The organism is Ruegeria sp. BHSB196 (assembly GCF_059613135.1).
This window is the reverse complement of the sequence record NZ_JBXWRY010000029.1, coordinates 1-26,309: the sequence shown is the minus strand read 5'-3', so window position 1 is coordinate 26,309 and position 26,309 is coordinate 1. Positions and strand designations below refer to the sequence as shown.

The 26,309-nt window shown below is 65.9% G+C and carries 23 protein-coding genes; 14 read left to right on the top strand and 9 right to left on the bottom strand.

What is annotated here, in order from left to right:
* Positions 1–11 precede the first annotated feature (11 nt).
* Positions 12–1,004: an ABC transporter ATP-binding protein gene (locus tag AC2FNJ_RS14365; RefSeq protein WP_496765151.1), complete on the top strand. Its 993-nt coding sequence runs from the start codon at positions 12–14 to the stop codon at positions 1,002–1,004.
* Here the strand turns inward: AC2FNJ_RS14365 and AC2FNJ_RS14360 are convergent.
* Positions 994–1,464, bottom strand: coding sequence for a DUF1203 domain-containing protein (locus AC2FNJ_RS14360; protein WP_496765149.1), 471 nt, complete (start codon positions 1,462–1,464; stop codon positions 994–996). The genes AC2FNJ_RS14365 and AC2FNJ_RS14360 overlap by 11 nt on opposite strands.
* Positions 1,465–1,776: 312 nt before the next feature.
* Here AC2FNJ_RS14360 and AC2FNJ_RS14355 point away from each other — a divergent pair, with 312 nt between their 5' ends.
* The 5 genes from AC2FNJ_RS14355 to AC2FNJ_RS14335 all read left to right on the top strand — a co-directional run bounded on the left by AC2FNJ_RS14355 (position 1,777) and on the right by AC2FNJ_RS14335 (position 7,484).
* The gene (locus AC2FNJ_RS14355; protein WP_496765148.1) at positions 1,777–2,193 is read left to right on the top strand and encodes a VOC family protein; all 417 of its coding nucleotides are present in this window, start codon (positions 1,777–1,779) and stop codon (positions 2,191–2,193) included.
* Positions 2,194–2,310: 117 nt separating this feature from the next.
* Positions 2,311–5,205: an error-prone DNA polymerase gene (locus tag AC2FNJ_RS14350; protein ID WP_496765146.1), complete on the top strand. Its 2,895-nt coding sequence runs from the start codon at positions 2,311–2,313 to the stop codon at positions 5,203–5,205.
* A 303-nt stretch (positions 5,206–5,508) separates the two neighbouring features.
* Entirely contained in the window at positions 5,509–5,898 is a 390-nt protein-coding gene (locus AC2FNJ_RS14345; protein ID WP_496765145.1) for a cupin domain-containing protein, read from the top strand.
* A gap of 90 nt (positions 5,899–5,988) precedes the next feature.
* Positions 5,989–6,984 carry a DUF2332 domain-containing protein gene (locus AC2FNJ_RS14340; protein ID WP_496765144.1) on the top strand — a complete coding sequence of 332 codons (996 nt, stop codon included), beginning with the start codon at positions 5,989–5,991 and terminating at the stop codon, positions 6,982–6,984.
* An 80-nt stretch (positions 6,985–7,064) separates the two neighbouring features.
* A complete protein-coding gene (locus AC2FNJ_RS14335) occupies positions 7,065–7,484 on the top strand; it encodes a YybH family protein (RefSeq protein WP_496765143.1) in 420 nt (139 codons plus the stop codon).
* A gap of 40 nt (positions 7,485–7,524) precedes the next feature.
* Here AC2FNJ_RS14335 and AC2FNJ_RS14330 read toward each other — a convergent pair whose 3' ends face one another.
* A complete protein-coding gene (locus AC2FNJ_RS14330; RefSeq protein ID WP_496765142.1) occupies positions 7,525–8,172 on the bottom strand; it encodes a MarC family protein in 648 nt (215 codons plus the stop codon).
* 400 nt (positions 8,173–8,572) lie between these two features.
* Here AC2FNJ_RS14330 and gpmI point away from each other — a divergent pair, with 400 nt between their 5' ends.
* From gpmI to AC2FNJ_RS14315, 3 genes are read left to right on the top strand one after another with little or no spacing between them, the layout of a single operon-like run.
* Positions 8,573–10,090: a 2,3-bisphosphoglycerate-independent phosphoglycerate mutase gene (gene gpmI / locus AC2FNJ_RS14325; protein WP_496765140.1), complete on the top strand. Its 1,518-nt coding sequence runs from the start codon at positions 8,573–8,575 to the stop codon at positions 10,088–10,090.
* On the top strand, positions 10,087–11,220 hold the full coding sequence (locus AC2FNJ_RS14320) for a murein hydrolase activator EnvC family protein (protein ID WP_496765139.1): 1,134 nt from the start codon (positions 10,087–10,089) through the stop codon (positions 11,218–11,220). The genes gpmI and AC2FNJ_RS14320 overlap by 4 nt, the downstream gene beginning before the upstream one ends.
* Before the next feature lie 6 nt (positions 11,221–11,226).
* Entirely contained in the window at positions 11,227–12,561 is a 1,335-nt protein-coding gene (locus AC2FNJ_RS14315; protein ID WP_496765138.1) for a S41 family peptidase, read from the top strand.
* Positions 12,562–12,629: 68 nt separating this feature from the next.
* On the opposite strand, the gene AC2FNJ_RS14310 is transcribed toward AC2FNJ_RS14315, so the two are convergent.
* From AC2FNJ_RS14310 to AC2FNJ_RS14300, 3 genes are all read right to left on the bottom strand, one after another.
* A complete protein-coding gene (locus AC2FNJ_RS14310) occupies positions 12,630–14,156 on the bottom strand; it encodes an MFS transporter (RefSeq protein WP_496765137.1) in 1,527 nt (508 codons plus the stop codon).
* A gap of 105 nt (positions 14,157–14,261) precedes the next feature.
* A complete protein-coding gene (locus AC2FNJ_RS14305) occupies positions 14,262–14,636 on the bottom strand; it encodes a hypothetical protein (protein WP_496765136.1) in 375 nt (124 codons plus the stop codon).
* A gap of 13 nt (positions 14,637–14,649) precedes the next feature.
* On the bottom strand, positions 14,650–15,411 hold the full coding sequence (locus AC2FNJ_RS14300) for a DUF6478 family protein (RefSeq protein WP_496765135.1): 762 nt from the start codon (positions 15,409–15,411) through the stop codon (positions 14,650–14,652).
* A 258-nt stretch (positions 15,412–15,669) separates the two neighbouring features.
* Here AC2FNJ_RS14300 and AC2FNJ_RS14295 point away from each other — a divergent pair, with 258 nt between their 5' ends.
* Genes AC2FNJ_RS14295 through AC2FNJ_RS14280 form a run of 4 tightly spaced genes read left to right on the top strand, consistent with a single transcriptional unit; the run spans position 15,670 to position 21,931 of the window.
* Entirely contained in the window at positions 15,670–18,777 is a 3,108-nt protein-coding gene (locus AC2FNJ_RS14295) for an ABC transporter transmembrane domain-containing protein (protein ID WP_496765134.1), read from the top strand.
* Positions 18,767–19,666, top strand: coding sequence for a CPBP family intramembrane glutamic endopeptidase (locus AC2FNJ_RS14290; RefSeq protein ID WP_496765133.1), 900 nt, complete (start codon positions 18,767–18,769; stop codon positions 19,664–19,666). Before AC2FNJ_RS14295 ends, AC2FNJ_RS14290 begins: the two co-directional genes overlap by 11 nt.
* Positions 19,667–19,724: 58 nt before the next feature.
* Positions 19,725–20,660: an acetyl-CoA carboxylase, carboxyltransferase subunit beta gene (gene accD / locus AC2FNJ_RS14285; RefSeq protein WP_496765132.1), complete on the top strand. Its 936-nt coding sequence runs from the start codon at positions 19,725–19,727 to the stop codon at positions 20,658–20,660.
* Positions 20,657–21,931: a bifunctional folylpolyglutamate synthase/dihydrofolate synthase gene (locus AC2FNJ_RS14280; protein ID WP_496765131.1), complete on the top strand. Its 1,275-nt coding sequence runs from the start codon at positions 20,657–20,659 to the stop codon at positions 21,929–21,931. The genes accD and AC2FNJ_RS14280 overlap by 4 nt, the downstream gene beginning before the upstream one ends.
* Positions 21,932–21,993: 62 nt before the next feature.
* Here AC2FNJ_RS14280 and zapE read toward each other — a convergent pair whose 3' ends face one another.
* Positions 21,994–23,052, bottom strand: coding sequence for a cell division protein ZapE (gene zapE / locus AC2FNJ_RS14275; RefSeq protein ID WP_496765130.1), 1,059 nt, complete (start codon positions 23,050–23,052; stop codon positions 21,994–21,996).
* Between the two features lie 148 nt (positions 23,053–23,200).
* Here zapE and AC2FNJ_RS14270 point away from each other — a divergent pair, with 148 nt between their 5' ends.
* Positions 23,201–24,442 carry an MFS transporter gene (locus AC2FNJ_RS14270; protein ID WP_496765129.1) on the top strand — a complete coding sequence of 414 codons (1,242 nt, stop codon included), beginning with the start codon at positions 23,201–23,203 and terminating at the stop codon, positions 24,440–24,442.
* Here AC2FNJ_RS14270 and AC2FNJ_RS14265 read toward each other — a convergent pair whose 3' ends face one another.
* The 3 genes from AC2FNJ_RS14265 to AC2FNJ_RS14255 all read right to left on the bottom strand — a co-directional run.
* The gene (locus tag AC2FNJ_RS14265) at positions 24,443–25,351 is read right to left on the bottom strand and encodes an ornithine cyclodeaminase family protein (protein WP_496765128.1); all 909 of its coding nucleotides are present in this window, start codon (positions 25,349–25,351) and stop codon (positions 24,443–24,445) included. It lies immediately after the preceding gene.
* Entirely contained in the window at positions 25,348–25,968 is a 621-nt protein-coding gene (locus AC2FNJ_RS14260) for an HAD-IA family hydrolase (protein ID WP_496765127.1), read from the bottom strand. Before AC2FNJ_RS14260 ends, AC2FNJ_RS14265 begins: the two co-directional genes overlap by 4 nt.
* A 91-nt stretch (positions 25,969–26,059) precedes the next feature.
* On the bottom strand, positions 26,060–26,309 hold a 250-nt coding region (locus AC2FNJ_RS14255), incomplete at its 5' end, for a DUF188 domain-containing protein (protein ID WP_496765126.1).

Genomic DNA, 26,309 nt, shown 5'->3' with positions numbered 1-26,309 from the left:
AAGAGCCACCGATGACCGAAGCGGCAATCCGGATCGAAGGGCTGCGCAAGACCTATCGCGGCGGGCGGGGCCAGCCCGAGAAACAGGCGCTGAAGGGCATCGACCTGACGGTGCCGCGCGGGTCGGTCTTTGGCCTGCTGGGGCCGAACGGGGCCGGCAAATCGACCCTGATCAACATCCTGGCGGGGCTGGTGATCAAGACCGCCGGCAAGGTCACGATCTGGGGGCACGATCAGGACCGACATCCGCGCCAGTCCCGCGCCGCGATCGGCGTGATGCCGCAGGAGCTGAACCTCGACCCGTTCTTCACGCCCCGCGGCGCGCTCGAGGTGCAGGCCGGGCTCTACGGGGTGCCGAAATCCCGGCGCCGCAGCGACGAGATCCTTGAACTGGTCGGCCTCAGCGACAAGGCCGAGGCCTATGCCCGCACCCTCTCCGGCGGAATGCGCCGGCGGCTCTTGCTGGCCAAGGCGCTGGTGCACCACCCCAGGGTGCTGGTGCTGGACGAACCCACCGCCGGCGTGGACATCGAGCTGCGCCGGATGCTCTGGGCCAACGTGCGCCGGCTGAACGAACAGGGCATGACCATCATCCTGACCACCCACTACCTGGAAGAGGCGCAGGAGATGTGCGACGAAATCGCCATCATCAACCAGGGCGAAAAGGTCGCGCAGGACAGCACCGCCAACCTGCTGGGGCGGCTCGACAGCCGGACCATGGTGATCGTGCCCGACGGCCCGGTGCCGCAGCTGCCGCAGGCCGAGGGCGTGCAGGCGGCGCTGCGCGCGGAGGGCGATCTGGTGCTGCAGTACCAAAGCGCCCGGACCAGCGCCGAACAGGTTCTGGAAGCGGTCCGGCAGGCCGGCATCCGCATCCGCGACGTGCGCACCGAAGAGGCGGATCTCGAGGACGTGTTCCTGGCCCTCACCTCCAGCCGCGCAGACGACCCCCCGGCCGACGACGCGGACCGGCCGCGCCGCGGGATGCACCGGGTCAAGCTCTGACCCGGTCGATCCGCGCCTGGTAGCAGTTGTTCCGGGCCGAGCGCACATGGACATAGGCCACGTCCGCGCGCGCCAGGATCGCCTCCGCCGCAGCCCGCAACCGGTCGGTCGGCGTCACCGCCCCGGTGCCATAGACGATCCGGTCGTCCGGCCCGTATCCCTTGATCAGGTAGTCGGGCGACGAGGTCAGCACCTCCGGCAGATCGGCGCCGACATACCGCTCGCAGGGCTGGGCGCACAGAAAGATCGGCCCGGTTTCGGCATAGGGATGTGTCTCTGCAAAAGGCCGATGGGCCAGGATGAGCATCTCTTCGCCTTCGGGAACGTGGCGCAGGCAGTGGCGGCACGGGTTGCCAGTGCCGGTGGAAATCGCGCGCTCGGGCGCGTGGCCATAGGCGTCGGGCGCCCCGGCCTGAAGGGCGCGGACCTCGGCGGTGGGCAGGGCGGTGATCGTGAACATGGGCATCTCCTTCCTTTGCCCGATCCTGCCCGCCGGCCCGCGCCCGGGCGACCCGTTTCCTGCGCAATGACGGGACCGACCGGGCGCACCGGGTCAACCTCCGACCGCGCCCTGCTGCGGCCTTCCCTTCGCCGCGCCTGCGGCACGGCGAAATCCAGACGCGATGTTCCTGACCTGACGCTCGCCCGATCCCTGCGACAAAGCCTGTGTGCCAGCGACAAAGGGCCGTGGTTCGAGCCGACTTTCGTGCAGGCTTGCAACGATGCAGCATTCGCGTTTGAATGACCGGACTGCCGGAAAGAAGAACGAAGCATGATTTCCTATGTCACGGTCGGCGCGGATGACATCGCGCGCGCGAAAGGGTTCTATTCCGCGTTCCTGCCAGCCCTCGGCTACGAACTCGAGGAGGGGCCCGAGGGCCTGAGTTACGTCCTGCCCGCAGACCCGGGGCGGTTTCCCGTTCCGCCGGATTTCTACGTCAAACCCCCCTTCGACGGAGGCCCCGCATCCGCCGGCAACGGGTCCATGGTCGCATTCGAGGCGCGCAGTCAGCGCCAGGTTCGCGACCTGCACGCCGCCGCGCTTGCCGCAGGCGGGTCCGACGAGGGCCAGCCGGGCTTTCGCGCCTCGTATGGACCGCACTTCTATGTCGGCTACCTTCGCGATCCCCAAGGCAACAAGATCGCGCTGTTCTCCAGCGATCCCAACGAACCGGGACGCGACGGTTAGCGCGAGTCGTGGGAGCGGCGGAACCATTCGCCGCGCTCGGCCCGACGGCCCGTTTCCCGCGCAATGACGCGAAGGACTCGAAACAGGAACAAAACGTGAATATACTGCCGACTCGCCATGTATGCCGAGCTGTCGATCACCTCGAACTTCACCTTCCTCACCGGGGCCTCCCACCCCGAGGAGTACATGGAGCGCGCCGTCACCCTGGGCCTGCCCGCCATCGCCATCGCCGATGACAACTCGGTGGCCGGCATCGTCCGCGCCCATACCCGCGGACGCGAGATCGCCCGCAAGGTGCGCGAACGCCGCGACTGGGAACGGCACAACACGCCCATCGGCCCGCCCCGCCCCGATCACATCCCGAAACCGCCTTCATTCCCGGTGCATGCGGTGCCGCGGCTGATCCCGGCGGCGAAACTGATCTTCACCGACGCCCCGCCCGTCACCGCCCTGCCGCTCGACCGGCAGGGCTGGGCCAGCCTGTGCCGCATCCTCTCCACCGGACGGCTGCGCGCCGAAAAGGGCGACTGCATCCTGCACCTGTCCGACCTGCTGGACTTTCCCGACGGTCTCCACCTGCTGCTCTGGCCACAGGCGGGCCGGTCCGCGGGCGGCGCGGCCCCGTGGGTGCCACAGGCGCAACGGATGGCGCGCCGCTTTGCCGGGCGGATGCACCTGCTGCTCACTCCCCGCTATGACGGGGCGGATGCCGCGCGTTTTGCCGCGTTAGAGACGGAATCGCGCCGGATCGGCATTCCCACCCTCGCCAGCGCCGCGCCGCTGATGCATCACGGCCGCCGCCGCAGGCTGGCCGATGTGCTGACCGCGATCCGCCTGCGCCGCAAGGTGGACGAGCTGGGCCGCCACGCGCTCGCCAATGGCGAACAGCGCCTGCGTTCGGAAGCCGAGATGCTGCGCATCTTCAAGGACTTTGAGGGCGCCGTGGCCCGCGCCCATGCGCTCAGCCAGCAGCTTACCTTCTCGCTGGACGAGCTGCGCTATGAATATCCCAGCGAGGTCAGCGGCTCAGAGACCCCCGCCCAGCGCCTGCACCGTCTGGCGCACGAGGGGCTGGCCTGGCGCTACCCCGCCGGCGCGCCCGAAAAGGTGCAGGCCATGCTGGCGCATGAACTGGCGCTGATCGGCAAGCTGAAATACGAGCCCTATTTCCTCACCGTCCGCGACGTGGTGCATTTCGCCCGCTCCCGCCACATCCTCTGCCAGGGCCGCGGCTCGGCGGCCAATTCGGTGGTCTGCTACTGCCTCGGCATCACCTCGGTCAGCCCGGAAATGGGCACCATGGTGTTCGAACGCTTCGTCTCCGAGGCGCGCGACGAGCCGCCCGACATCGACGTGGATTTCGAACACGAACGCCGCGAAGAGGTGATCCAGCACATCTACGACCGCTATGGCCGCCACCGCGCCGGCCTCTGCGCCACGGTGGTGCATTACCGCGGCAAGCGCGCCATCCGCGAGGTCGGCCGCGCCATGGGCCTGACCGAAGACACCATCAGCGCGCTGTCCTCGCAGCTGTGGGGCTTCTTCTCGACCGCGGGGCTGGAGGCCGAACGGATGCGCGAGATCGGCCTCGACCCCGAGGATCGCCGCCTGAAACAGACCCTGATGCTGGTGCATGAGATCAACGGCTTCCCCCGCCACCTCAGCCAGCATGTGGGCGGCTTCGTCATCACCGAGGGGCGGCTGGACGAACTCGTGCCCATCGAGAATGCCACGATGGAGGACCGCACCGTCATCTGCTGGGACAAGGACGACATCGACAGTCTGGGCATCCTCAAGGTCGATGTCCTCAGCCTCGGGATGCTGACCTGCATCCGCAAGGCGTTCGACCTGATCGCCCAGCACCACCAGACCGACTATACGCTGGCCACCCTGCCGCCCGAGGATCCGGCGGTCTACGACATGCTCTGCCGTGCGGATTCGGTCGGCGTCTTCCAGGTGGAAAGCCGGGCGCAGATGAACTTCCTCCCCCGGATGCGGCCGCGCAATTTCTACGATCTGGTGATCGAGGTCGCCATCATCCGCCCCGGCCCCATCCAGGGCGACATGGTGCATCCCTATATCCGGCGGCGGAACGGCGAGGAGGCGGTCGAGTTTCCCTCGGACGCGCTGGGCGAGGTGCTGGGCAAGACGCTGGGCGTGCCGCTGTTTCAGGAACAGGCGATGCAGATCGCCATCGTCGGCGCGGGCTTCACCCCGGAACAGGCCGACCGGCTGCGCCGCTCGCTGGCGACTTTCAAGAAGCACGGCAATGTCAGCGAATTCCGCACCCTGTTCCTGCGCGGCATGCAGCGCAACGGCTATGACGCCGAATTTGCCGAGCGCTGTTTCTCGCAGATCGAGGGCTTCGGCTCCTACGGCTTCCCCGAAAGCCACGCGGCCAGCTTTGCGCTGCTGGTCTATGCCAGCGCCTGGATCAAGTGCCACCATCCCGGCATCTTCGCCTGCGCGCTGCTGAACTCGCAGCCGATGGGGTTCTACGCGCCCGCCCAGATCGTGCGCGATGCGCGCGAACACGGGGTTGAGGTGCGCCCGGTCTGCATCAATGCCAGCTACTGGGACAACGTGATGGAACCCGACGGGCGCGGCGGGCTGGCCCTGCGGCTGGGCTTCCGCCAGATCAAGGGCCTGCGCGAAGAGGACGCCAGCTGGCTCACCGCCGCGCGCGGCAACGGCTACCACGAGGTCGAGGATGTCTGGCGCCGCGCGGGCCTTGGTCCTTCGGTGATCGAACGGCTGGCCGAGGCCGACGCCTTCGCCGCCTGCGGCCTCAGCCGGCGCGAGGCGCTCTGGGCCGCCAAGGCCATCGCCACCGCCAAACCCCTGCCGCTCTTCGCGCAGGATCTGGAGGGCGAGGCGCTGGCCGAACCCGTCGCCCTGCTGCCCCGGATGAGCCTGGGCGAGGAAGTGGTCGAGGACTACGTCGCCCTGCGCCTCAGCCTCAAGGCCCACCCCGTCGCGCTGCTCAGGCCCCTGCTGACGCCGGGGATCTAACGCAGGGCGCGCGCCACCCGCGCTGCCGCCGCGCCCGCTTGTTTCCCGAGCCCTTGCGTCGTGCACGAAATGCACCGTCCTTCACCGCCCGTCCTGTCCGCATCGGACCATGCGGACCGGGTTCGGACGGTCGAGCAGACCCTTGTCCGGCCAGGAAATGCTCCGACGGCGCGGATGACAGATCGCAGGCCGCAATGGACAGGGAAACCGCGTTGCGAATACCCTGCCGGGCAAGGATCCGGCCTCCCTGCCATCGGGAACCTCCGGGTTCGGCAACGGCCGTTGCCGGGAAGGACCAAGACCGTGAGCAAGGCAACGCCCAGCTTCCACTATGCCAGCCTGCGCGCCGACGACCGGGGCGAAACCCGCTTTGAGGCGTGCGAAATCGCCCTCGACATTCGACGCTATGCCGAGTCCGCGCCGCCGGTCGCGATGTCGGTGCTCGAAGCCGCAAACCGGCTGGCCGTTCTGGTCCTGCCCGCCGGCCTGGTGGCCGACAGATTCCATGCGGCGCCGCATCCGCAATGGGTGGTCGTGCTGTCGGGGGATCTCGAGATCACGGCGGGCTCCGGTGAGCGCAGACGCTTTCGACCCGGCTCCGTGCTGCATGTCCGCGATACCGGCACCGGCGGCCACCTGACCCGCGTCGTCGGCGATGCCGACGCCGTCCTGCTGGTTGCCGAACTGGACTGAGGGGATCCCCCTGGCGCAGGCCCGGCCGGCAGGTTGCGCCGGCCGGACAAGCCTGCGACTGTTCGGGCGCGGCCATGGAAAGAACGCCCGATGACGCAAAGGATAGCAGATCGCTACGACCGGTTCGCGCGGGTCGAGGCCGCCGGACAATCGCCGCTCTATGAAGGGCTGGCGCGGCACGTCGCCCGGTCCCGGGTCGCGCTCGACTTCCTGTCGGGCCTGCCGCGCGACCGGCAGCAGCCGAACCTCCTGTTCGCGGCCTTGCGCCATGTCGCGGGCAAGGTCGTCGCGCCGCAGGAACTCGACGCAACGATCCGGCAGCGCGCCGAGGAGATCGCCGCCGTCATGCTGGCGCGCACCACCCAAACCAACGAACCGGGACGCTGCGCGGCGCTGCTGCCGGTGCTGGCGCGGATCGAGGGGCCGCTCGCCCTGATCGAAGTCGGCGCCTCGGCCGGTCTGTGCCTCCTGCCGGACGCCTATGGATACGACTGGGGCCGGCACCGGCTGGCCCCGCCGCCGCGCCCGGGAACGCCGGCGCCCGTTTTTCCCTGCCGGGCGTCAAATGACGTGCCCTTGCCATCGCGACATCCGGAAATCGTCTGGCGGGCCGGCCTAGACCTGAACCCGCTCGATGTCTCGGACGAGCAGGACATCGCATGGCTCGAAGCCCTGATTTGGCCCGAGCACCATGCGAGGCGCACGCGCCTGCGGGCCACCCTGTCGGTCGCCCGCGACTCACCGCCCCGCGTCGAAACCGGCGATCTCCTGCGGGATCTGCCCGCGCTGATGGCCGAAGCGCCTGCGGACGCCACGGTCGTCGTCTTTCACACCGCCGTCCTGAACTATGTGGAACCGCCGGCCGACCGGGCAGCGTTTGCCGGCAGCATGATCGGCTCCGGCGCCGAATGGATCAGCAACGAAAGCCCGTCGGTCTTTCCGCAGTTCGCGCCCCGGTTCCAACCTGTTCGCGAGGACATGTTTCTGTTGTCCAGAAACGGACATCCCGTGGCGTGGACGGGACCGCACGGCCAAGCGATCGACTGGATCGCGGCGGACCGAGGACAGGAGATCGGCGCCACCTGACCGTCAGGACCGCCGCCGCGCCCTTTCGATCCCGGGTTTATCCTGTAGGATGGTCCGAACGGTCTCTTCGGGCCGGGCAGATGACGACAACCCATGAGGTGGACATGACGGAAGGAACCTTGTCGCAGCAGGAGGTTGACGCGATCGATCAGGTCGTGCGGCAGACGCTGGTGAACATCACCGACCATGACCCGCAAGCCTGGCTTGCGCATTGGACGCCCGATGCGCGCCTGATGCCGCCGGGGATGCAGACCGTGACCGGCCACGCGGAACTTGCCGCCTGGATCAGGGACTGGCCACCGGTCAAGCGGTTCGAGGTTCAGGCGATGACCATCGAAGGCGCCGGCGATCTCGCCGTCGCGATCTGCGACTTCGAAAGGGTCATCGCGACGCCCGAGGGCCAGGACCAGCACCAGCCGGCGCGGCAAATGCTGAAACTTCGACGCCAGCGGGACGGAACCTGGCGCATCGCCGCGGCCATCTTCAACGCGCGCTCCTGACAGGGTTGCGGGCCGGGCCGGTTGCCGCTCGAACCGGGCGTCAATCCACCGTGAAGTTCGAATGAACGAATTCGCTGACGCCGGACAGCACCAGCTCCACCGAAACCGCGGCCAGGAGGATGCCCAGCATGTTGGTGCCGATGCGAATGGTCGTTTCGTTGATGAACCGGGCGGCGGCGGCCGCAAAGACCATCGAAATCCAGTACAGAAAGACGATGACGGTCGCGACCGCGCCAAGCGCGGCGAAGTCGGCGAAAGTCGTCAGGCGGCTGCTGAAGATGATCGCCGTGGTGAACATGCCCGGACCGGCCAGCAGAGGGATCGTGAGAGGGTAGACGCCGATGTTCCTGTTCGTGGCGGCGGTCTTTTCTCGGGCCGCCGGAATCTTCTCTTCGACCTTGGTCTTGTCGACAAAGAGCATCTGGAACGCGAGAACCAGAATGATCAGACCGCCCGCGATCTTGAAGGACGGGACGTTGATGCCCAGAACCAGCAGGATCTGATCGCCGACGATGGCCGTCAGGACCAAGGCGCAGAACATCGTCACCGCCGCCGTCGCCGAGGTGCGCCGAAGCTCGGCGGAACTGAACCCCTGAGTCATGCCGAGAAAGACCGGCACGGTGTAGAGCGGATTCACGAAAGCGAACAGAGCCAGCAGAAAGTCCACGAACAGATTGTGATTGAACATGCGCCCCACCCCCCAAGTCGGTCAACCGTGGAACCCCGGTTCCTGCCCGCACGAGAATAGCACGAAAGCGGCCCTTTATGGGTCCACCGCTGACGATGCTCTAATTCCCCCGCCGCAGAGTGACGGACAGGGCGCGCTGTTTTCGGGACGTGCGCTTCTTCCTCCGGCATGATCGCCACGGGCTTTCGCATTCCTCCGGACGGTTCGGTGATCCCATCGGAGCGCGCGTCGGCCTGCGCCGATCAGCCAAGCCCGAGCAACCCGAAACCTTGCCCGAACCTTGACGGGAAATTTCGTACAAAACGGAAGAGACCCCCCTGAAACGTGTTACAAAAAAGAAGGTTCACCCCCGCGCGGGCACAAGGTAGAAGACGCCCAGAGCAGTTTCCGGAGACCGATCATGCCCGCGCCCAAGCCCGTTGTCCTGTGCATCCTCGACGGCTGGGGCCTGTCCGACGACACCACGGCGAACGCTCCCTACCTCGCCCACACCCCCACCTTCGACTCCCTCATGTCCAAAGGCCCCCACGCGCGGCTGATCACCCACGGCCCCGATGTTGGCCTGCCCAGCGGGCAGATGGGCAATTCCGAGGTCGGGCACACCAATATCGGCGCCGGCCGGGTGGTGGCGATGGACCTCGGACAGATCGACCTGGCGATCGAGGACGGGTCGTTCTTCGACAACGCCGCACTTCGGGATTTCATAGCAAAAACAAAGGCTAGCGGCGGAACGGCCCACCTGATGGGCCTGGTGTCGGACGGCGGGGTGCACGGGCATCTCAACCACATCGTCGCTGCGGCGCAGGCGATCACGGGGGCCGGCGTTCCGGTGGCGCTGCACGCCATCACCGACGGCCGCGACGTGGCGCCGAAATCGGCCTACGGCTATCTGGCCGAGCTTGAGGAGCGTCTGCCGGAAGGTGCCCGGATCGTCACCGTCTGCGGGCGCTACTTCGCCATGGACCGCGACAATCGCTGGGAACGCATCGGCGAAGCCTACGAGGCCATCGTCCAAGGCAAGGGCCGCACCGTCACCACCGCCCACTCGGCCGTCGATCACGCCTACAACCAGTCGGAAACCGACGAATTCATCGCCCCCACGGTGCTCTCCGGATACCAGGGACTCAAGGACGGAGACAGCTTTTTCTGCCTGAATTTCCGCGCCGACCGGGCCCGCGAGATCCTGCGCGCGATCGGCGAGCCGGACTTTGCGGAATTCGACACCGGCCCCCGGCCGAAACTCGCGGCGCTGCTGGGCATGGTCGAGTATTCCGACGGCCACAACGCCTATATGACCACGGTCTTTCCCAAGCGCGACATCGTCAACACGCTCGGCGCCTGGGTCGCCAGGCAGGGCCTGCGCCAGTTCCGTCTGGCCGAGACCGAGAAATATCCGCACGTGACCTTCTTTCTCAACGGCGGCAAGGAAGACCCGGAGCCGGGCGAGGACCGCTACATGCCCAACTCGCCCAAGGTCGCCACCTATGATCTTCAGCCCGAAATGTCGGCCGCCGAAGTCACCGAGAAATTCGTCGAGGCCATCGGCGCGGGCTATGACCTGATCGTGACCAACTATGCCAATCCCGACATGGTCGGGCATACCGGCGACCTGAAGGCGGCAATCAAGGCCTGCGAGGCGGTCGATCAGGGTCTGACACAGGTGATTTCGGCTCTGGAACAGGCCGGAGGCGCGATGATCGTCACCGCCGATCACGGCAATTGCGAGGTGATGATCGATCCGGAAACCGGCGGTCCGCACACCGCGCATACGCTGAACCCGGTCCCGGTTGCGCTGGTTGGCGGACCCGAGGGCGCAACGCTGCGCGACGGACGTTTGTCCGATCTGGCCCCCACGTTGCTGGAGCTGATGGGCCTGCCCGTGCCGCCCGAGATGACGGGCAAGAGCCTGCTGGCATGAGGCGATGGCTCGCAGTATCGGCCGCGCTGCTCTGGGCGCCCGTCGCCACTGCCCAGACAGACGCCGCCAGCGCCGCCCTTGCGGCGGCTGAACTGCTGGAACAGGCGTCGGTTTCGCTGAACGAGGCGGAAAGCGCGCGCGACCGAGTCCGCGCCCTGACCGAGACGATTCAGGCTTACGAGGCCGGCCTGGCCGCGATGCGGCAGGGCCTGCGCAGGGCCGCGACCCGCGAGGCGCAGCTGACTGCCGAACTGCGCGCGCGCGAACGGGAAATCTCCGACCTTCTGGGGATTCTGCAAACCATCGAAACCACGCCTCCCCCGGTCCTGACGCTGCATCCCTCCGGGCCGCTGGGCGCCGCACGGTCCGCCATGATCATGGCCGAAGTCACCCCGGCGCTGCAGACGCGCGTCCAGGCGCTGAACGCCGATCTTGACGAGGTCCGAACCCTCCGGAACCTGCAGCAGAACGCGGCTGACACCCTGGCCGAAGGGCTGTCTGGCGTTCAGCAGGCGCGTGTCGATCTGAGCAAGGCGGTGTCCGAACGCACCGACCTGCCCCGCCGCTTCGTCGAAGACCCGGTGCGCACGGCGATCCTGATCTCGTCGACCGAAACGCTCGAGGGTTTTGCCAGCGGCTTGTCCGAGATCGCGGCCGGCCCGATCGCGGCCACCGAGGCCGACATCGAAGCGCAGAAGGGCCGGATCGACCTGCCGGTGAGGGGGGTCGTCCTGCGCCGCGCGGGCGAGGCGGATGCGGCCGGCGTCGCGCGGCCGGGTCTGATCGTCGCGACCAGGCCGCGGGCGCTGGTGGTGTCGCCGACCGCCGCGACGATCCGCTATCGCGGGCCGTTGCTGGACCTCGGAAACGTCGTCATCCTCGAACCCCAACCTGATCTTCTGTTCGTCTTCTCCGGCCTGCAGGAGGTTTTCGGCGATCCCGGACAGGTCGTTCCGGCCGGCAGCCCGGTCGGTCTGATGGCGGGCGCGGCGCCGGAAATCGGCGCAATTTTGTCAACAAGCGGTGATGGCACTGGAACTGAACGCCCGGAAACGCTCTATATAGAGGTACGGAAGGGTGGAAACCCCGTGGACCCCGAGGCGTGGTTCCGAACGGACAAGGATGGATAGACTCTTATGAAGAAATTCGTGATGGCCGGTCTGGCCGGGACTCTGGCGGGCGTGATCGCCACGACCCAGGTTGCCGGTCCGCTTTTGGCGCAGGAAGAAAAGAACAACGCCAGTGTGTACGAGCAGCTGGACCTTTTCGGAGACATATTCGAGCGCATTCGCGCGCAATATGTCGAAGAGGTCGAAGCCGACGAACTGATCGAAGCGGCCATCGACGGGATGCTGACCTCGCTCGATCCGCATTCCAGTTATCTTTCCCCGGACGATGCCGAGCAGATGCGGGTGCAGACGCGCGGCGAATTCGGCGGTCTGGGCATCGAGGTCACGCAGGAAGAGGGCTTCGTCAAGGTGGTCTCGCCGATCGACGGCACCCCGGCGGACGAGGCCGGGATCGAGGCGGGCGATTTCATCACCCATGTGGACGGCGAAAGCGTGCTGGGGCTGACACTCGACAAGGCCGTGGACCTGATGCGCGGGCCGGTCGGGTCCGAGATCGTGATCACCGTGGTTCGCGAGGGCGAGACCGAACCCTTTGATGTCAGCATCATCCGCGACACCATCAAGCTGACGGCCGTGCGAGCACGGACCGAAGGCACCAGCGTGGTTCTGCGGATCACGACCTTCAACGACCAGACCTTCCCCAATCTCAAGGAAGGGCTGGAAAAGCAGATCGAAGAGGCCGGCGGCATCGACAAGATCAACGGCGTCGTACTGGACCTGCGCAACAATCCCGGCGGTTTGCTGACCCAGGCGATCAAGGTCACGGACGCGTTCCTGGAAAAGGGCGAGATCGTTTCGACGCGCGGACGCAACCCGGAAGACGGCGAACGGTTCAACGCCTCGGCCGGGGATCTGGTCAAGGGCAAACCGATCGTCGTGCTGATCAACAGCGGTTCCGCTTCGGCCTCGGAAATCGTTGCCGGCGCGTTGCAGGATCATCGCAGGGCCATCGTGGTCGGCACCAAGAGTTTCGGCAAGGGTTCGGTCCAGACGGTGATGCCGCTGCGCGGGGACGGGGCCATGCGCCTGACCACCGCGCGCTACTACACGCCGTCGGGGCGTTCGATCCAGGCGCTGGGCGTGAGCCCGGACATCGTGGTGGAACAGCCGCGCCGCCGCCCGGAAGCCGAAGAGGATGAGGACGCATCGCCCAACACCCGCTCCGAAGCCGATCTGCGCGGGCGTCTGAACAATGACAGCCTCAGCGAGGATGAAGTCCGTCAGATCGAAGAGGACCGGGCCAAGGCCGAAGCCGCGGCGGAACTGCGCGAGCAGGACTATCAGCTTGCCTATGCCATTGACATCCTGAAAGGTCTGTCGGCCTTCGGTTCCGAGAACTGAGACCATCGGCACCCGTTCGAAAGGGCCGCTTTCGGGCGGCCCTTTTTTCGTCTGGCGGTGTTGGGTGCTCAGGCCTCGACCTTGTGCAGCTTTTCCTCGTCCAGCAACGCGGACAGGATGATTCCGACGGAGGCGGACAGAAAGGCGACGAAGAAGGCGACCTGCATACCGCTGTCAAAGCCCGCGATCGAGGCGCTGCGGATCTGTTCGACCTTCTCCGGGTCGAATTTCGCCAGAACGGCCTGGGCGGATTGGGTGGAAAGCGTTCCGGCGTTCAGAACCTTTTCTTCGGCCGCCGTCAGGTCGATATGCGCCGCGGCAAGGTGCTTACGCATCTCGAACAGGCCGACCGTGTAAACGATCGCCGTCGCCACGGCGACCGCGACCGCGCCACAGACCAGGTGCACCATGAAACTCAGCCCGCCGACCAGCCCGGCGCGTTCCGGCTTGACGGCGCATACCGCGGCTGTGCCGGACGGCCCCACCGTCAAGGTCGCGCCGAGGCCGATGAGGAACAGGCCGGGCAGGATGTGGAAGTAACCCAGATCGCTGGGCATCAAGACAACGCTGAGCGGCCCGACCGTCGCCACGACATAACCGAACAGCAGCAGCCGCTTCGGTCCGAAATCGTTGTAGAGCGTACCGGACAGGACAGAGCCAATGGCCAGAAACACCGTCAGGGGGGCCAGCCCCAGGGCGGATTCGAACGGCGACCAGCCCAGCGATTTCTGCATGAACTGCGGAAAATAGAGCAAGGCAATGAATACGCCAGGAACGTTCACGCCGTTCAGGGCCAGCGCGATCTTGAACTCGCGGTTCTGCATCAGCTGCGGCATCAGAAGCGGTTCGAGCACCCGTTTTTCGACCCGCGGAAACACCGTGAACAGCACGGCGCTGATCGCAAACAGCATCAGGATCGGCGCCGATGTCCAGCCCCAGTCGGCGCCGACATCCAGCGCGTAGAGCAGGCAGAGGATCGCGACGGACAACACGGCGATACCGGCATAGTCCACGTGCTCGCCCTGTTTGTGATCCTTTTCGCGGGCCATCAGTTTCCGGATCGTCACCATCGAAACGATGGCGAAGAACACATTGGCCCCGAAGAACAGCCGCCAATCCCCCAGATTCACGGCCGCGCCGCTGATCATGGGACCAAAGACATTGCCGCTGGTCGCGCCGGCAAGGATCAGGCCCATCACCAGGGCGCGGTGTTCCGGTTTCGCGACCTTCGTCGCACCGAAGGCCAGGGTGCAGGGCCAGATGCAGCCGGCGCCGATGCCCTGCAGCGCCCGCGCGCCGATCAGTACCGGAAGGTTCGGCGCCAACAGGCAGATCACGGACGAGACAAGAAAGATCATCAGGCCGATCATCAGAACCCGCCGGTGTCCGTACATGTCCCCGAACCGGCCCCCCGCGACCATCGTCATGGCGAAGAACAGGGCGTAGATGTTCAGAACCCACTGGCTGCTGGTGATGTCGGCGTCAAAGGCGACCTCGATCGCAGGCACCAGCATCAGCGCGCCGGTGAAATCGATTCCGATGCCGAAGGCTGTCACCATCAGGGCGACGATCTTGAAAATGCTGGTGCGATCCATTCGGGCATTCCATGCTGTGCCGACACCATTGGTGCCCGATCACGGCCCAAAAGGACAGAAAATTAGGAAAATTTCTTGTGCGCACAGGCGACAGCGCGGCGCGGACTAGGCCTGGCTGTCCCGAGCCAGGCGCCGAAACGCCCGTTTCAGCAGGTCGAGTTCGGCCCGCAGCAACTCGACTTCGGCTCGCAGATCCTCGGCGGCCGGATCGCCCGCGATCAGGGTGATGCCGCCCAGTTTGCTCTGGCTGTCCTCGTCCTGGATCAGGATGCAATGCACGCCCTCGGACAAGGCGCCGGCCGGAATCGGAATCCGCACCCGCCACCCGTCGGCGTCCCTCTCCACCTCGATGCCCATGACAGGCTCGTTCTGGTGATGAGCCGAGATCCTGGGGGGATGATCTCCGGCCGGGCCACCGCTCAGATGGCCTTCCCAGATGCCGCTCTCGAACCGGGTCTTCGTCAGGACAGGTTGGCTCATACCCTCGCCTCGCTCACAGATCGGCCCGGTGATAGCGGCTCAGCGTCAGATCGCGCAGAACGATCCGGTTCCAGCCGGGATCCTGCAGGAACACGTCCAGCCAGATTTTTTCGACCCGGCGTTCGTTCATGTCCGCATAGGCCAGGTCGAATTCGGCGCTGCCGCCCTGCGTGACCGAGCTCAGATCGCGCGTCATCTGGTCCGTGTTGGGACCGTGCTGCACGTTCAGGCGCGCCATGATGGCGGCCGGCCGCTCGGCTTCGGCGGCCAGATCCGCGCGGATCACGTGCGACCGGGTCAGCATCCGGGTTGCTTCCGGGGGCAGGTCGATCGCGAGCGCCAGAAAGGAGCCCTGAAAACCGAAAACCTCGACGCACAGCCCGTAGGGCGCCAGATCTTCGTCGCGGGTGTTGCGCAATTGGCGCAGGGCGACTTCGGACAGGGGACAATCGTGGAAAACCGACGCTTCGCCATTGATCCGCGCGCCGTTCCCGGCAGGCGCAAGGCCGGGCTGCGGCAGCGGACCGCGCCACAAAGCCGGCCGCCAGGCCCAATCCGCACCCTGCGGGCGGGGAAACTGTTGCGTGCCGATGCGGGGCCGGGCCAAACGCCCGTCCGCGACGTGGATCACCTCGTCCAGGTTGCGCCGCAGTTCACGTGCGCGCGTGCCTAACAGGCGCAACCGCGCCAGATCCGCGTCCGCGCAGCCGCGGGCGGCGGTGCGCCAGCGTTGCAACGCTCTTTTGTGCAGAAACCGGTCGAGCAGGCTGTCCATGACCTTTCCGTTTGCGCCCGTGCGCGTTGATCCCTGTTTAGCCAGAGAAGGCCGCAAAGATAAAGGCGGCACGATGAAGAGACCCCTAAAAACCTCCACCCCGCGCGTTCCGTCATCGGCGCAGATTGCCGGGCGCTGCGCCGAATGGTCCCTGCATTCTTGTAATCGCGCCGGTCAGTGCTTACCGTAAGTGTCCCGGTGGCAGTGGGTTTTCCGCGTCGTGCCGCGGATCGCTCCAGCAAAGTCAGGGACCGGGCAATGGAACCGAGCTTGTTTTCGTTCATCTGGAAGTATTCCAAACGGCAACAGTTCGTTCTGCTGTTTCTGACGGTCCTCTCGTTCCCGTTCCTTTACGCCTCGCTGGAACTGCCCAAACGGATCATCAACGATGCCATCGGTGCGCCCACGGCGAATATCGACCTGTGGGGCATGACCCTGACGCAGGTGCAGTACCTGCTGGTCCTGTGTTTCGCCTTTCTGGCGACCGTGCTGATCGGCGGCGTCATGAAGATGCGGATCAACACGATGAAAGGCGTGCTGTCCGAGCGCATGCTGCGGCGGTTGCGCTATACGCTCATCAGCCGGATGATGCGGTTCCCCAGGCCCTATTTCGCCACCACCAGCCAGGGCGAACTGGTTTCGATGATCACCTCCGAAGCCGAGCCGATGGGTGGCCTGATGGGGGATGCCATCGCGCAGCCGGTGTTCCAGGCCGGTCAGATGCTGACCATCGTGACCTTCCTGTTCATGCAAAGCGTGTGGTTCGGCCTGGCCTCGATCGCGCTCATTCCCCTGCAGGCATGGCTGATCCCCATGCTGCAGCGTCAGATCAACCTGCTGAACAAGGACCGCATCCAAGAGGTGCGCAGGCTCAGCTCGGAAATCGGCGAAAGCGCGGCCGGCATCAGCGACCTGCGCGCGAACGGTGGCTGGCGCTTTCGGCTGGCGCAGTTCACCGACCGGCTGGGCCGCCTGTTCGAGATCAGGTTCAGGATCTACCAGAAGAAATTCTTCATGAAGTTCCTCAACAACCTGATCACCCAGATGACCCCGTTCCTGTTCTATTCGGTCGGCGGGTACCTGGCGATCCAGGGACAGATCACGGTGGGGGCCCTGGTGGCGGCGCTGGCGGCCTACAAGGATCTGTCCAATCCCTGGAAGGAGCTCTTGTTCTATTACAACCAGGTGCAGGACATGTCCCTGCGCTGGCAGATCGTGACCGAGCGTTTCGCGCCGCGCGACATGATTCCGGAGCATCTGTTCGAGGGTCGCCCCGAGGACATCCCGCATCTGCGCGGCCAGATCGAGTTGCGGGACGTGACCGTGCAGGACCAGGACGGCAACGTCATTCTCGAGGATATCGACCTGACCATTCCGCCCGGCGCCCGCGTGGCGATCCAGTCGTCCCGCGCATCCGAACGGCAGGCCATCGCCCAGTTGCTGACCCGCGAAGTGCTGCCGACGCGCGGCGAGGTGGTGATCGCGCGCCACAAACTCAACGATCTGCATCAGGCGGTGATCGCCGCCCGCGTGGGATACGCCCATTCCCGCCCCTACCTGTTCGATGGAACATTGGGGGACAACCTGCTGATGCCGCTGCGCACCCATCCTCGCGCTTCGGCGGACATGTCGCGCACGCCCGACCGCTGGCAGACCGAAGCCGAACGGGCGGGCAACAGCACCGATTCGCTCACCGAGGACTGGACCGACCCCAGCCTTGCCGGGTTCGAGGACGAAGAGCAGGTGCGCGACTGGTGGTTCAACCTGGTCGAGGCGATGGGCATCGACGAGTTCATGTTCCGCCGCACCCTTCGGTCGCGGTTCGATCCCGCGCGGCATCCGAACTTGGCCCGCGCCATCGTCGATCTGCGGCCGACCGTGGCCGAGCGCATCGCCGCCAAGGGGCTGGACGAATTCGTGTACCGGTTCGAACCCGACCGCTTCAATCCCGCCGTACCGCTGGGCGGCAACCTGCTCTATGCCGCGCCGACCCGCGACATATCGCCGGAATCCCTGGCCAGCGATCAGGGCTTCATCCGGATGCTGCACGGTCAAGACCTGGCAAACGAAGCGCGCGACATCGCGCTGGGCGTCGTCGAAACGCTCAAACAGACCTTTGGCCGGGATGACACCGATCACCCGCTGTTCCGGAGGCTTGGGATGAAACCGGAAATGTACCACCGGTTGATCGACATCGCCGAGCGGCGCGCGGCGCGCGGTGATCGCGCGCTGAGCGAACAAGACCGTGCCCTGCTGCTGACCATACCCTTCCTGCTGACCGCCGAGCAGATCGGTCCGAGCTTTCCCGAGGAATACAAGGAAAAGATCCTCGCCATCCGCCGGAGCCAGTCCGAAACGCTGCGCGACATGCTGGGAAGCATGTTCGTTCCGGTCGCGCCGGATCAATACGTTCCGCGTCTGACCGTGATGGAGAACGCGCTTTTCGGCCGCGTTTCGATGATGGCGGGCGCGCGTCAGGACGAAATCGAGGATGTGGTGGCGGATGTGCTGAACGACGCCGGGCTGCGCCGCCGCATCGCCGCCATCGTCTATGATCTGCCGTCGGGGCTGGGCGGAACGAACCTGCCCACGGTGTTCCAGGAACGCGCCGCCTTTTCGCGGGCCGCGATCAAGAAGCCCGACATCCTGATCCTCGACAAGGCGCTGGCCAGCCACGACTCGCAAAGCCGGCTTCGCACGCGGCAGAAACTGCGCGCATTGCTGCCCGATTCGATCATGATCTTCATGGAGGATTCGTTTGCCCACCCCGAGGCTTACGATCTCTTCATCGAAATCAAGGATGGCCGGATCGACGGCGTATCCCGGTCTCAGCTCGAACTGGGCGAGGGCGCGGCGGCCGATCTCAGCCGCAAGCTCAACGTGATCGCCGCCACCGAACTGTTCAGCCAGCTCGACGCGCGCAACCAGCGCCTGCTCGCCTTCACCGCGCAATGGTACGAGGTCGCGGCCGGTCAGGTCGTGTTTTCCCGCGGGCAGGCAGCGGACGCGGTCTATTTGTGCTTTGAAGGCCGGGCCGAGTTGCGGCTGCCGATCGACGGCCGCGAGGCGCGCCCGATCTCGGTGGTCGAACCCGGCCGCCTGATCGGCGATCTTTCGGTCATCACCGGCGCGCCGCGCCAGTTCGACTTGGTGGCCCAGGTCAAGAGCAAGTTCCTGCGGATCGGGGCAGAGGAATTTCGTGCGGTGGTGGAAAACGACGCGACGGTTGCGGTGCAGTTGCTCGAAACCGTGGCCGGCTATCTGGTGGACGTTTCCGACAGGCTGCGGGATGCGCGCATCAAGCTGGACGACCTGATCGACACCGAGACCGAAGCGGCGAAAATGGATCACATGCATGGGCGGTGAATTCGGACCTTCCGCATATGCCGCGCATGAGCAGCTTGTCGCCCCGGCGCGTCCTCGGCGCGAGATCTGGCGGCTGCTGACCGGGCTGGCCGTCGTCGCGGCGGTGGTGTTCGCGATGAACGCCGTTCTGCTCGCGATCGTCAGCGGGCTGGGGTCGGAAATCCGCGTCATGGAGTTCCTGGCGGGCACCGCGCCGCTGGGCATGCTGGTTCTGCTGGCCAGTTTCGGTTTCGTCACTCTGGGTGTCGCGGTCGCGGCCCGGCAACTTCAGAAGCGGTCGCTGGAATCGGTCATCGGCCCCTTTGCGCAGACGGCGCGGCAGTTCTGGCGCGTGCTGCGGATGCTGATGCTGCTGGGCGCCGTCGTCCTCGTGCTGCCGCCCTACGACATGGGGGCGCCACTGGAACGCAATCTGCCCTTCGCGACCTGGCTGGTGCTGCTGCCGTTTTCGATCCTGGCGGTGCTGATCCAGACGAGCGCCGAGGAAATCCTGTTTCGCGGCTATCTCCAACAAAGCCTCGCGGCCCGCTTTCGTTCGCCCCTGGTCTGGATGATCCTGCCCTCGGTCCTGTTCGGAATGGGGCACTACCTGCCCAGCGAGGCGGGCGAGAACGCGCTGCTGATCGCAGTGTGGTCGGGGGCGTTCGGCATTCTCATGGCCGACCTGACCGCCCGCGCGGGTACGCTGGGGCCGGCCATCGCGCTGCATCTGTTCAACAACATGATCGCCCTGCTGTTCATCGCGCTGCCCGGCAGTCTGGACGGTCTGGCCCTGTTCCTGATCCCCTATGACATGTCGGACACCGAGTATCTGCGCGCATGGCTGATCGTCGATTTCGCCATGATGATCGTGGCCTGGCTGGTGGCGCGCATTGCGATCATGCGCTGATTGCATTTCCTGACGCAGGGTCTTATTTGACCTGAACGCCGCACAACAGGGTTCTGTCATGAACTGGATCACCAACTACGTCCGCCCCCGGATCAATTCGATCTTTTCCCGGCGGGAGATGCCGGAAAACCTCTGGCAGAAATGCGACGAATGCGGAACGATGCTGTTCCACCGCGAACTTGCGGAAAACCTCAACGTCTGCACGCATTGCGACCACCACATGGCGATCACGCCGCGCGAGCGGTTCAAGGCGTTGTTCGACGGAGGCATTTTCACCGAGGTGGCCGTTCCCGCGCCGGTGGCGGACCCGCTGCATTTCCGCGATCAGAAGAAATATCCCGACCGGATGAAGGCGGCGCAGAAGAAGACCGGCGAGAAAGAGGCGATGCTGGTCGCCTCGGGCGAAATCGGACGCACCCCGATCGTGGCCGCGGCGCAGGATTTCTCGTTCATGGGCGGCTCGATGGGCATGTATGTCGGCAACGCCATCATCGCGGCGGCGCAGGAGGCGGTGAAGCTCAAGCGCCCGCTGATCCTGTTCTCGGCCGCCGGCGGCGCCCGGATGCAGGAGGGGATCCTGAGCCTGATGCAGATGCCCCGCACCACCGTCGCGGTGCAGATGCTGAAAGAGGCCGGGCTGCCCTATATCGTCGTGCTCACGCATCCCACCACCGGGGGCGTGACCGCCTCCTACGCGATGCTGGGCGACGTGCACATCTCCGAACCCAATGCGCTGATCTGCTTCGCCGGGCCGCGGGTGATCGAACAGACCATCCGCGAAAAGCTGCCCGAAGGGTTCCAGCGCGCGGAATACCTGCTGGATCACGGCATGCTCGACCGCGTGACAAAACGGACCGAGTTGCGCGACGAACTGATCTCGATCACGCGGATGCTGCTGGGATTGCCGCCGGCGGTTTCCGGCGATCTGCCGGCGCCCGACGCCGAGGCGCCGAAGGTCAAGGAAACGGCTGCCGCGGATCCGGGCAAGAAATGACCGCGCCCACATCCGACATCATCCTGGACCGGATGATGTCGCTGCACCCCAAGATCATCGATCTGACTCTGGATCGGGTCTGGCGCCTGCTCGGGGCGCTGGACAACCCGCAGGACAGACTGCCGCCGGTCATCCACATCGCCGGCACCAACGGCAAGGGTTCGACCCAGGCGATGATCCGCGCCGGGCTCGAAGGCGCGGGTCTGACCGCGCATGCCTACACCTCGCCGCATCTGGCCCGGTTTCACGAGCGCATCCGCGTCGCGGGCGAGCTGATCTCCGAATCCGACCTCGCGGCGGTACTGGACGAGTGCTATTCCGCCAATGGCGGCGAGACCATCACCTATTTCGAGATCACCACCTGCGCCGCGCTGCTGGCCTTTGCCCGCACGCCGGCCGACTATGCCCTGCTCGAAGTCGGCCTGGGCGGTCGGTTGGATGCCACGAACGTGATCGCCAGGCCGGCGGTCACCGTGATCACGCCGATTTCGATGGACCACCAGCAATTCCTCGGCGACACGCTGGCCAAGATCGCCGCCGAAAAGGCCGGGATCATCAAGCGCGGCGTGCCTTGCGTGGTCGGTCCGCAGCCGGACGAGGCGATGGATGTGATCGAGGCGACGGCCGCGCGCCTGGGCGCTCCCCTGCTGGCGCATGGGCAGCACTGGCACGTCTACGAAGAACGCGGGCGCCTGATCTATCAGGACGAAACCGGCCTGCGTGACCTGCCGTTGCCCAATCTGATGGGCGCGCATCAGGTCCAGAATGCCGGCGCCGCCCTGGCGGTTCTGCGGCATCTGGACCTGGGCGATGACGCCTGCGAGGCCGCCGTGACCAACGCGTTCTGGCCCGCCCGGATGCAGCGTCTGAATTCCGGGCCGCTGGTCGAGGCCGCCCCACAGGCCGAGCTCTGGTTGGACGGTGGCCACAACCCCGCGGCAGGTCAGGCGTTGGCCGATCTTCTGGCCAGGCTTCCGCAACGCCCCACGCATCTCATCTGCGGAATGCTCAACACCAAGGACGTGACCGGCTATCTGCGGCCCCTCGCGGCGCGGGCGCAAAGCCTGACCGCGGTCTCGATTCCGGGAGAGGCCAATACGCTGAGCGCCGAAGACACCGCCGCCGCGGCCAATGAGGTGAACCTGCCCGCCGCCACCGCCGACAGCGTGGCCGCCGCCCTGTCCGCGATCACCGCGAAAGACCCGCAGGCGCGAGTTCTGATCTGCGGTTCGCTCTATCTGGCCGGAAACATCCTGCGCGACAACGGCTGAGGCTTCATCTGGCCGAAAATATCCCGGGGGAGTCGCGCGCAGCGCGGCGGGGGCAGAGCCCCCTATTTTCCCCAGTCCTTGTCCTGCATCTCGCGCAGGCGCGATGCGGTGCGCTCGAACTCGAAGGTGCCTTCGCCTTCGACATAAAGCATCTCGGGCTCGGCCGCCGCCGAACAGATCAGCCGCACCCTGGCCTCGTAGAGCGCATCGATCAGGGTCACGAAGCGCTTGGCTTCGTTGAAATTGTTGCGTGACAGGCGCGGGATGTCTTCCAGCACCAGCACCTTTACCTCATCGGCGATGGCCAGGTAGTCCGCCGGCCCCAGCATCCGCCCGCACAGGTCATAGAACGAAGCCCGCGCAACGCCGTTGCGAAAGGCCGGCAGCACGACTTCGCGGCCCTTCACGTGCAGGGTCAGCGGCTCGGCCGGCCCGCCCGACAGATCGCGCCAGACCGCGCGAATGCCCTCCCGCGCCTCGGGGCCGATCGGGGTGAAATAGACCTGAGAGCCCGCCAGCCGGTTCTGCCGGTAGTCGGTGGGCGAGACCAGTTCCCAGACCACCAGCCGTTCCTTGATCAGCTTGATGAAGGGCAGAAAGAGCTGCCGGTTCAGGCCGTCCTTGTACAGATCGTCCGGCACCCGGTTCGATGTCGTCACCACGACCACGCCGGCCTCGAACAGGAACTCGAACAGCCGCCCGACGATCATCGCGTCGGTGATGTCGGTGATCTGCATCTCGTCGAAGGCCAGAACCTTGACTGATTTCACCACTTCCGCCGCTACCGGGGCCAACGTATCGGTGACGCCGCGCTGGCGCGCTTCGTGCATCTGGCCGTGGATCTCCTGCATGAAGGCGTGAAAATGCACGCGCCGCACCGGCACATCGGCCAGGGTCTCCACGAACAGATCCATCAGCATGGATTTGCCGCGTCCGACACCGCCCCAAAGATACAGCCCCTTGGGCGGCGGCGGCGGCTTGCGGAACAGGCTGCGCCTGACCGGTCTCGACAGGTCCGCGCGGATGCGCTCGAACTCGGGCAGCACCGCTTCCTGCGCGGGATCGGCGCTGAGCGCGCCCTCGGCCACCCGGTTTTGATACACGGAAATGAGATCACCCATGCCCGAGCCATAGCGGTTGCCTTGGCCGTTGGAAAGCAGCCGCCGCGCCGGCCCGCATCAAATTTCCTTAACGGTGTGACCAAAATTCCTGAATTGACCCGACCCTCATTCCAACTAACGTTGGCGAGCCAGTTTTCCGGAGGATCGCATGGACCGCTCGGCCCGCCTCATGACCCCCGTCCTGATCGTCGGCTGCATCATCATCATGGTCAGCTTTGCCGTGCGCGCGTCCTTTGGCGTGTTCCAGATCCCGGTCGCGGACGAGTTCGGGTGGTTGCGCGCGGATTTCTCGATGGCCATCGCGATCCAGAACCTCGCCTGGGGGATCGGCCAGCCGATCTTCGGCGCGATCGCGGAAAAGATCGGAGATCGCAAGGCCATCGTTCTGGGCGCCCTGACCTATGTGGCGGGCATGCTGCTGACCGCGTGGTCGGTCACGCCGCTGGAAATGCAGCTCTATGCCTGGCTCGTGGGATTCGGCATCGCCGGCACCGGCTTCGGCGTGATCCTGGCGGTTGTCGGACGCGCCTCGTCCGATGCCAACCGCTCCATGTCGCTGGCCATCGCCACCGCGGCCGGCAGCGCCGGGCAGGTCATCGGCGCACCTCTGGCCGAATGGCTTCTCGTCTACTTCCCCTGGCAGCAGGTCTTCGTGATCTTTGCGGCGCTGATCCTCGCGCTGGTTCTGACGCTGCCATTCATGCGCGCGCCCGCACCGGCCAGCAAGCAGGAGCTCGAGGCCAGCATGGGCCACATCCTGCTGAAGGCGTTCCGCGACCCCTCCTATGCGATGATCTTTCTGGGTTTCTTCAGCTGCGGCTATCAACTGGCGTTCATCACCGCGCATTTCCCGGCCTTCGTGACCGAGATGTGCGGGCCGATCCAGCCGGGGGGCGTGTTGCACACGATGGGGATCACCACCACTTCGGCGCTCGGGGCCGTGGCGATCGCGCTGATCGGGCTGGCCAATATCGCGGGCACGCTGGCGGCCGGTTGGGCCGGCAACCACTTTCCCAAGAAATACCTGCTGGCGGGCATCTATACCGGGCGCACCATCGCCGCGGCCCTGTTCATTCTCTTGCCGATCACGCCGGCCTCGGTCATCGTGTTCTCCGTCGTCATGGGCGCACTTTGGCTTGCCACGGTGCCGCTGACCTCGGGGCTGGTCGCGCATCTCTATGGTCTGCGCTACATGGGCACGCTGTATGGAATCGTGTTCCTCAGCCACCAGATCGGCGGCTTTCTGGGCGTCTGGCTGGGCGGACGGATGTACGACCTTTACGGCGACTACACCATGGTCTGGTGGGTGGGCGTCGGCGTCGGCGCGTTCAGCGCCATCGTGCACCTGCCGATCCGCGAGAACCGCCCGGTCACGCCGCAACTCGCCTGATCATCGCTGCCATTTGTCGAGGATGTAGCGGCTGGTCATCAGATCCAGATGCGCCCCGCCACCATTCTTGAACAACGAGATCGTGCCCGGCTCGAACGCGAACGCATCGAGGTCGTAGAAATCCGCCAGCAGGTCGGACCGGGCGATGGTGCCCTCGGCCAGCGGCGTCTTGATCTCGCCGATATGGTCCACCGTGGTGTCGAAACTGTCGACAAAGATCCGCGCCCGCTTGAGGGCCGTGTCATCCGCTTCGCGCATGTCCGGCCGATAGGCCCCGATCAGGTTCAGATGCTGCCCGGGACGCAGCCATTCGCCCCGGATCAGCGGTTCGGTGGACATGGTGGCCGTCACGACGATATCCGCCCGGTTCACCGCCTCGGCCAGATCGTCGGCAACATCGACGCCGGTCAGAGAGCTTGCCAACGCCTCGGCCTTGGCCCTGGTCCGGTTCCACAGGCGCAGCCGGGCTTTCGGAAACCCGGCCGAGAACGCTTCGCAGAGCGAAACGCCGACCGTACCCGCGCCCACGATCAGAATCTCGCGGCTGTCCGGGTCGGCCAGCCGGAGGGCGCCCAGCAGGCTGTCGCCGGCCGTCTTCCACTTGGTCACCAGATGGAAATCGACGAGCGCCGACAAGGTGCCGTCCCGGTCGCTGAACAGGCTGACCGCCCCGTTGATCATCGGGGCGCCGCGGTCCGGATTGCCGGGAAAGATGGTCGCGGTCTTGACCGCCAGCCCCAGCCCGTCGATCCAGGCCGCCCGTGACAGCAATGTGTCGGGATCGCGATACAGGAACGTGTCGCCGATTTCGGCCTTGGGCAGGGCGTGGCCGTCGGCCAGCGCCCCGGCCAGTTCGAGCCAGTCGAGGTTTTCCTCGCCTGCGTCAAAGGGGATCTGGATGATGCTCATGCGGCCTCGCTTTCGGTCAAGAGCCCCTCGGCCACCAGCCGGTCGGCCCAGCACTGCGGGGTTCGGAAGTGATGTGTCTGCCAGCCGCGGGTGCGCGCAGTTTCGATGTTGTCGATGCGATCATCCGCAAACAGCAGGCGTTCGGGCGGCAGACCGCAGTCCTTTTCGACCATCTCATAGATCGGTGCGTGCGGTTTCACGGCCTTCATGAGGCCCGACACGTACTGGCGGTCGAATTCGTTCAGAAACGGATAGACGCCGCAGGCATAGTCGAAATTCTGCACCCCGAAATTGGTGAGCGCAAAGACCGGAACGCCCTTGGCCCTGAGCGCACGCTGCAGGCGGATCGAATGCGGGATTTCGGGCGAGGCAAGCTCGATCCACCGGTCGTGCCACATGCGGATTTCGTCGCGCCATTCGGGATGTTTCTCGGCCCAGGCATAGATCGTGTCGGTGAAATGGTGGCCCTGGTCGACCAGATCGTTCATGCCGTGCAGATCGACCTCGGTGAACATCCGGCGGCGCCGGTCTTCGCCGATCACCCGGTCGTAATACCGCTCCGGCTGCCATTGGATCAGGACGTTGCCGATGTCGAAGATCACGGCGTCGATGGGCATCGGGCGCTCCGGTTCGCGGTTGCGGGTCAAGGCTGACTGAACCAAGCCTCGCGCCGATGATCAAGGCCGAACCGGTTTCGGGCGGCGCCTGTCACGCGGCCCGCGCCGCCCGGATCGCCCGCTCCAGCGCATCGAGAAAGCGGGCGCGGTCGGCCCTGGCAAAGGCCTTGCCGCCGCCGGCACTGCCCAGAGGGTTGGCCGCGCGCAGATCGGCCATCAGATCGCGCATCGCCAGTTGCTGTCCGATATTGGCGCGTGTGATCGCGTCGCCGTTCGGGCGCAGAACCGCCGCCCCGGCCTCGATGCATTTCGCCGCCAGCGGAATGTCCGACGTGACGACC

What these genes read in the sequence shown, in the direction of transcription:
- AC2FNJ_RS14295 (WP_496765134.1), top strand. Translation starts at nt 15,670, where the DNA reads ATGGAACCGAGCTTGTTTTCGTTCATCTGGAAGTATTCCAAACGGCAA.
- AC2FNJ_RS14280 (WP_496765131.1), top strand. Translation starts at nt 20,657, where the DNA reads ATGACCGCGCCCACATCCGACATCATCCTGGACCGGATGATGTCGCTG.
- AC2FNJ_RS14340 (WP_496765144.1), top strand. Translation starts at nt 5,989, where the DNA reads ATGACGCAAAGGATAGCAGATCGCTACGACCGGTTCGCGCGGGTCGAG.
- AC2FNJ_RS14315 (WP_496765138.1), top strand. Translation starts at nt 11,227, where the DNA reads ATGAAGAAATTCGTGATGGCCGGTCTGGCCGGGACTCTGGCGGGCGTG.
- AC2FNJ_RS14360 (WP_496765149.1), bottom strand. Translation starts at nt 1,464, where the DNA reads ATGTTCACGATCACCGCCCTGCCCACCGCCGAGGTCCGCGCCCTTCAG.
- zapE (WP_496765130.1), bottom strand. Translation starts at nt 23,052, where the DNA reads ATGGGTGATCTCATTTCCGTGTATCAAAACCGGGTGGCCGAGGGCGCG.
- AC2FNJ_RS14320 (WP_496765139.1), top strand. Translation starts at nt 10,087, where the DNA reads ATGAGGCGATGGCTCGCAGTATCGGCCGCGCTGCTCTGGGCGCCCGTC.
- AC2FNJ_RS14335 (WP_496765143.1), top strand. Translation starts at nt 7,065, where the DNA reads ATGACGACAACCCATGAGGTGGACATGACGGAAGGAACCTTGTCGCAG.
- AC2FNJ_RS14310 (WP_496765137.1), bottom strand. Translation starts at nt 14,156, where the DNA reads ATGGATCGCACCAGCATTTTCAAGATCGTCGCCCTGATGGTGACAGCC.
- AC2FNJ_RS14350 (WP_496765146.1), top strand. Translation starts at nt 2,311, where the DNA reads ATGTATGCCGAGCTGTCGATCACCTCGAACTTCACCTTCCTCACCGGG.
- AC2FNJ_RS14260 (WP_496765127.1), bottom strand. Translation starts at nt 25,968, where the DNA reads ATGCCCATCGACGCCGTGATCTTCGACATCGGCAACGTCCTGATCCAA.
- AC2FNJ_RS14305 (WP_496765136.1), bottom strand. Translation starts at nt 14,636, where the DNA reads ATGAGCCAACCTGTCCTGACGAAGACCCGGTTCGAGAGCGGCATCTGG.
- AC2FNJ_RS14290 (WP_496765133.1), top strand. Translation starts at nt 18,767, where the DNA reads ATGGGCGGTGAATTCGGACCTTCCGCATATGCCGCGCATGAGCAGCTT.
- gpmI (WP_496765140.1), top strand. Translation starts at nt 8,573, where the DNA reads ATGCCCGCGCCCAAGCCCGTTGTCCTGTGCATCCTCGACGGCTGGGGC.
- AC2FNJ_RS14355 (WP_496765148.1), top strand. Translation starts at nt 1,777, where the DNA reads ATGATTTCCTATGTCACGGTCGGCGCGGATGACATCGCGCGCGCGAAA.
- AC2FNJ_RS14270 (WP_496765129.1), top strand. Translation starts at nt 23,201, where the DNA reads ATGGACCGCTCGGCCCGCCTCATGACCCCCGTCCTGATCGTCGGCTGC.
- AC2FNJ_RS14365 (WP_496765151.1), top strand. Translation starts at nt 12, where the DNA reads ATGACCGAAGCGGCAATCCGGATCGAAGGGCTGCGCAAGACCTATCGC.
- AC2FNJ_RS14330 (WP_496765142.1), bottom strand. Translation starts at nt 8,172, where the DNA reads ATGTTCAATCACAATCTGTTCGTGGACTTTCTGCTGGCTCTGTTCGCT.
- accD (WP_496765132.1), top strand. Translation starts at nt 19,725, where the DNA reads ATGAACTGGATCACCAACTACGTCCGCCCCCGGATCAATTCGATCTTT.
- AC2FNJ_RS14300 (WP_496765135.1), bottom strand. Translation starts at nt 15,411, where the DNA reads ATGGACAGCCTGCTCGACCGGTTTCTGCACAAAAGAGCGTTGCAACGC.
- AC2FNJ_RS14265 (WP_496765128.1), bottom strand. Translation starts at nt 25,351, where the DNA reads ATGAGCATCATCCAGATCCCCTTTGACGCAGGCGAGGAAAACCTCGAC.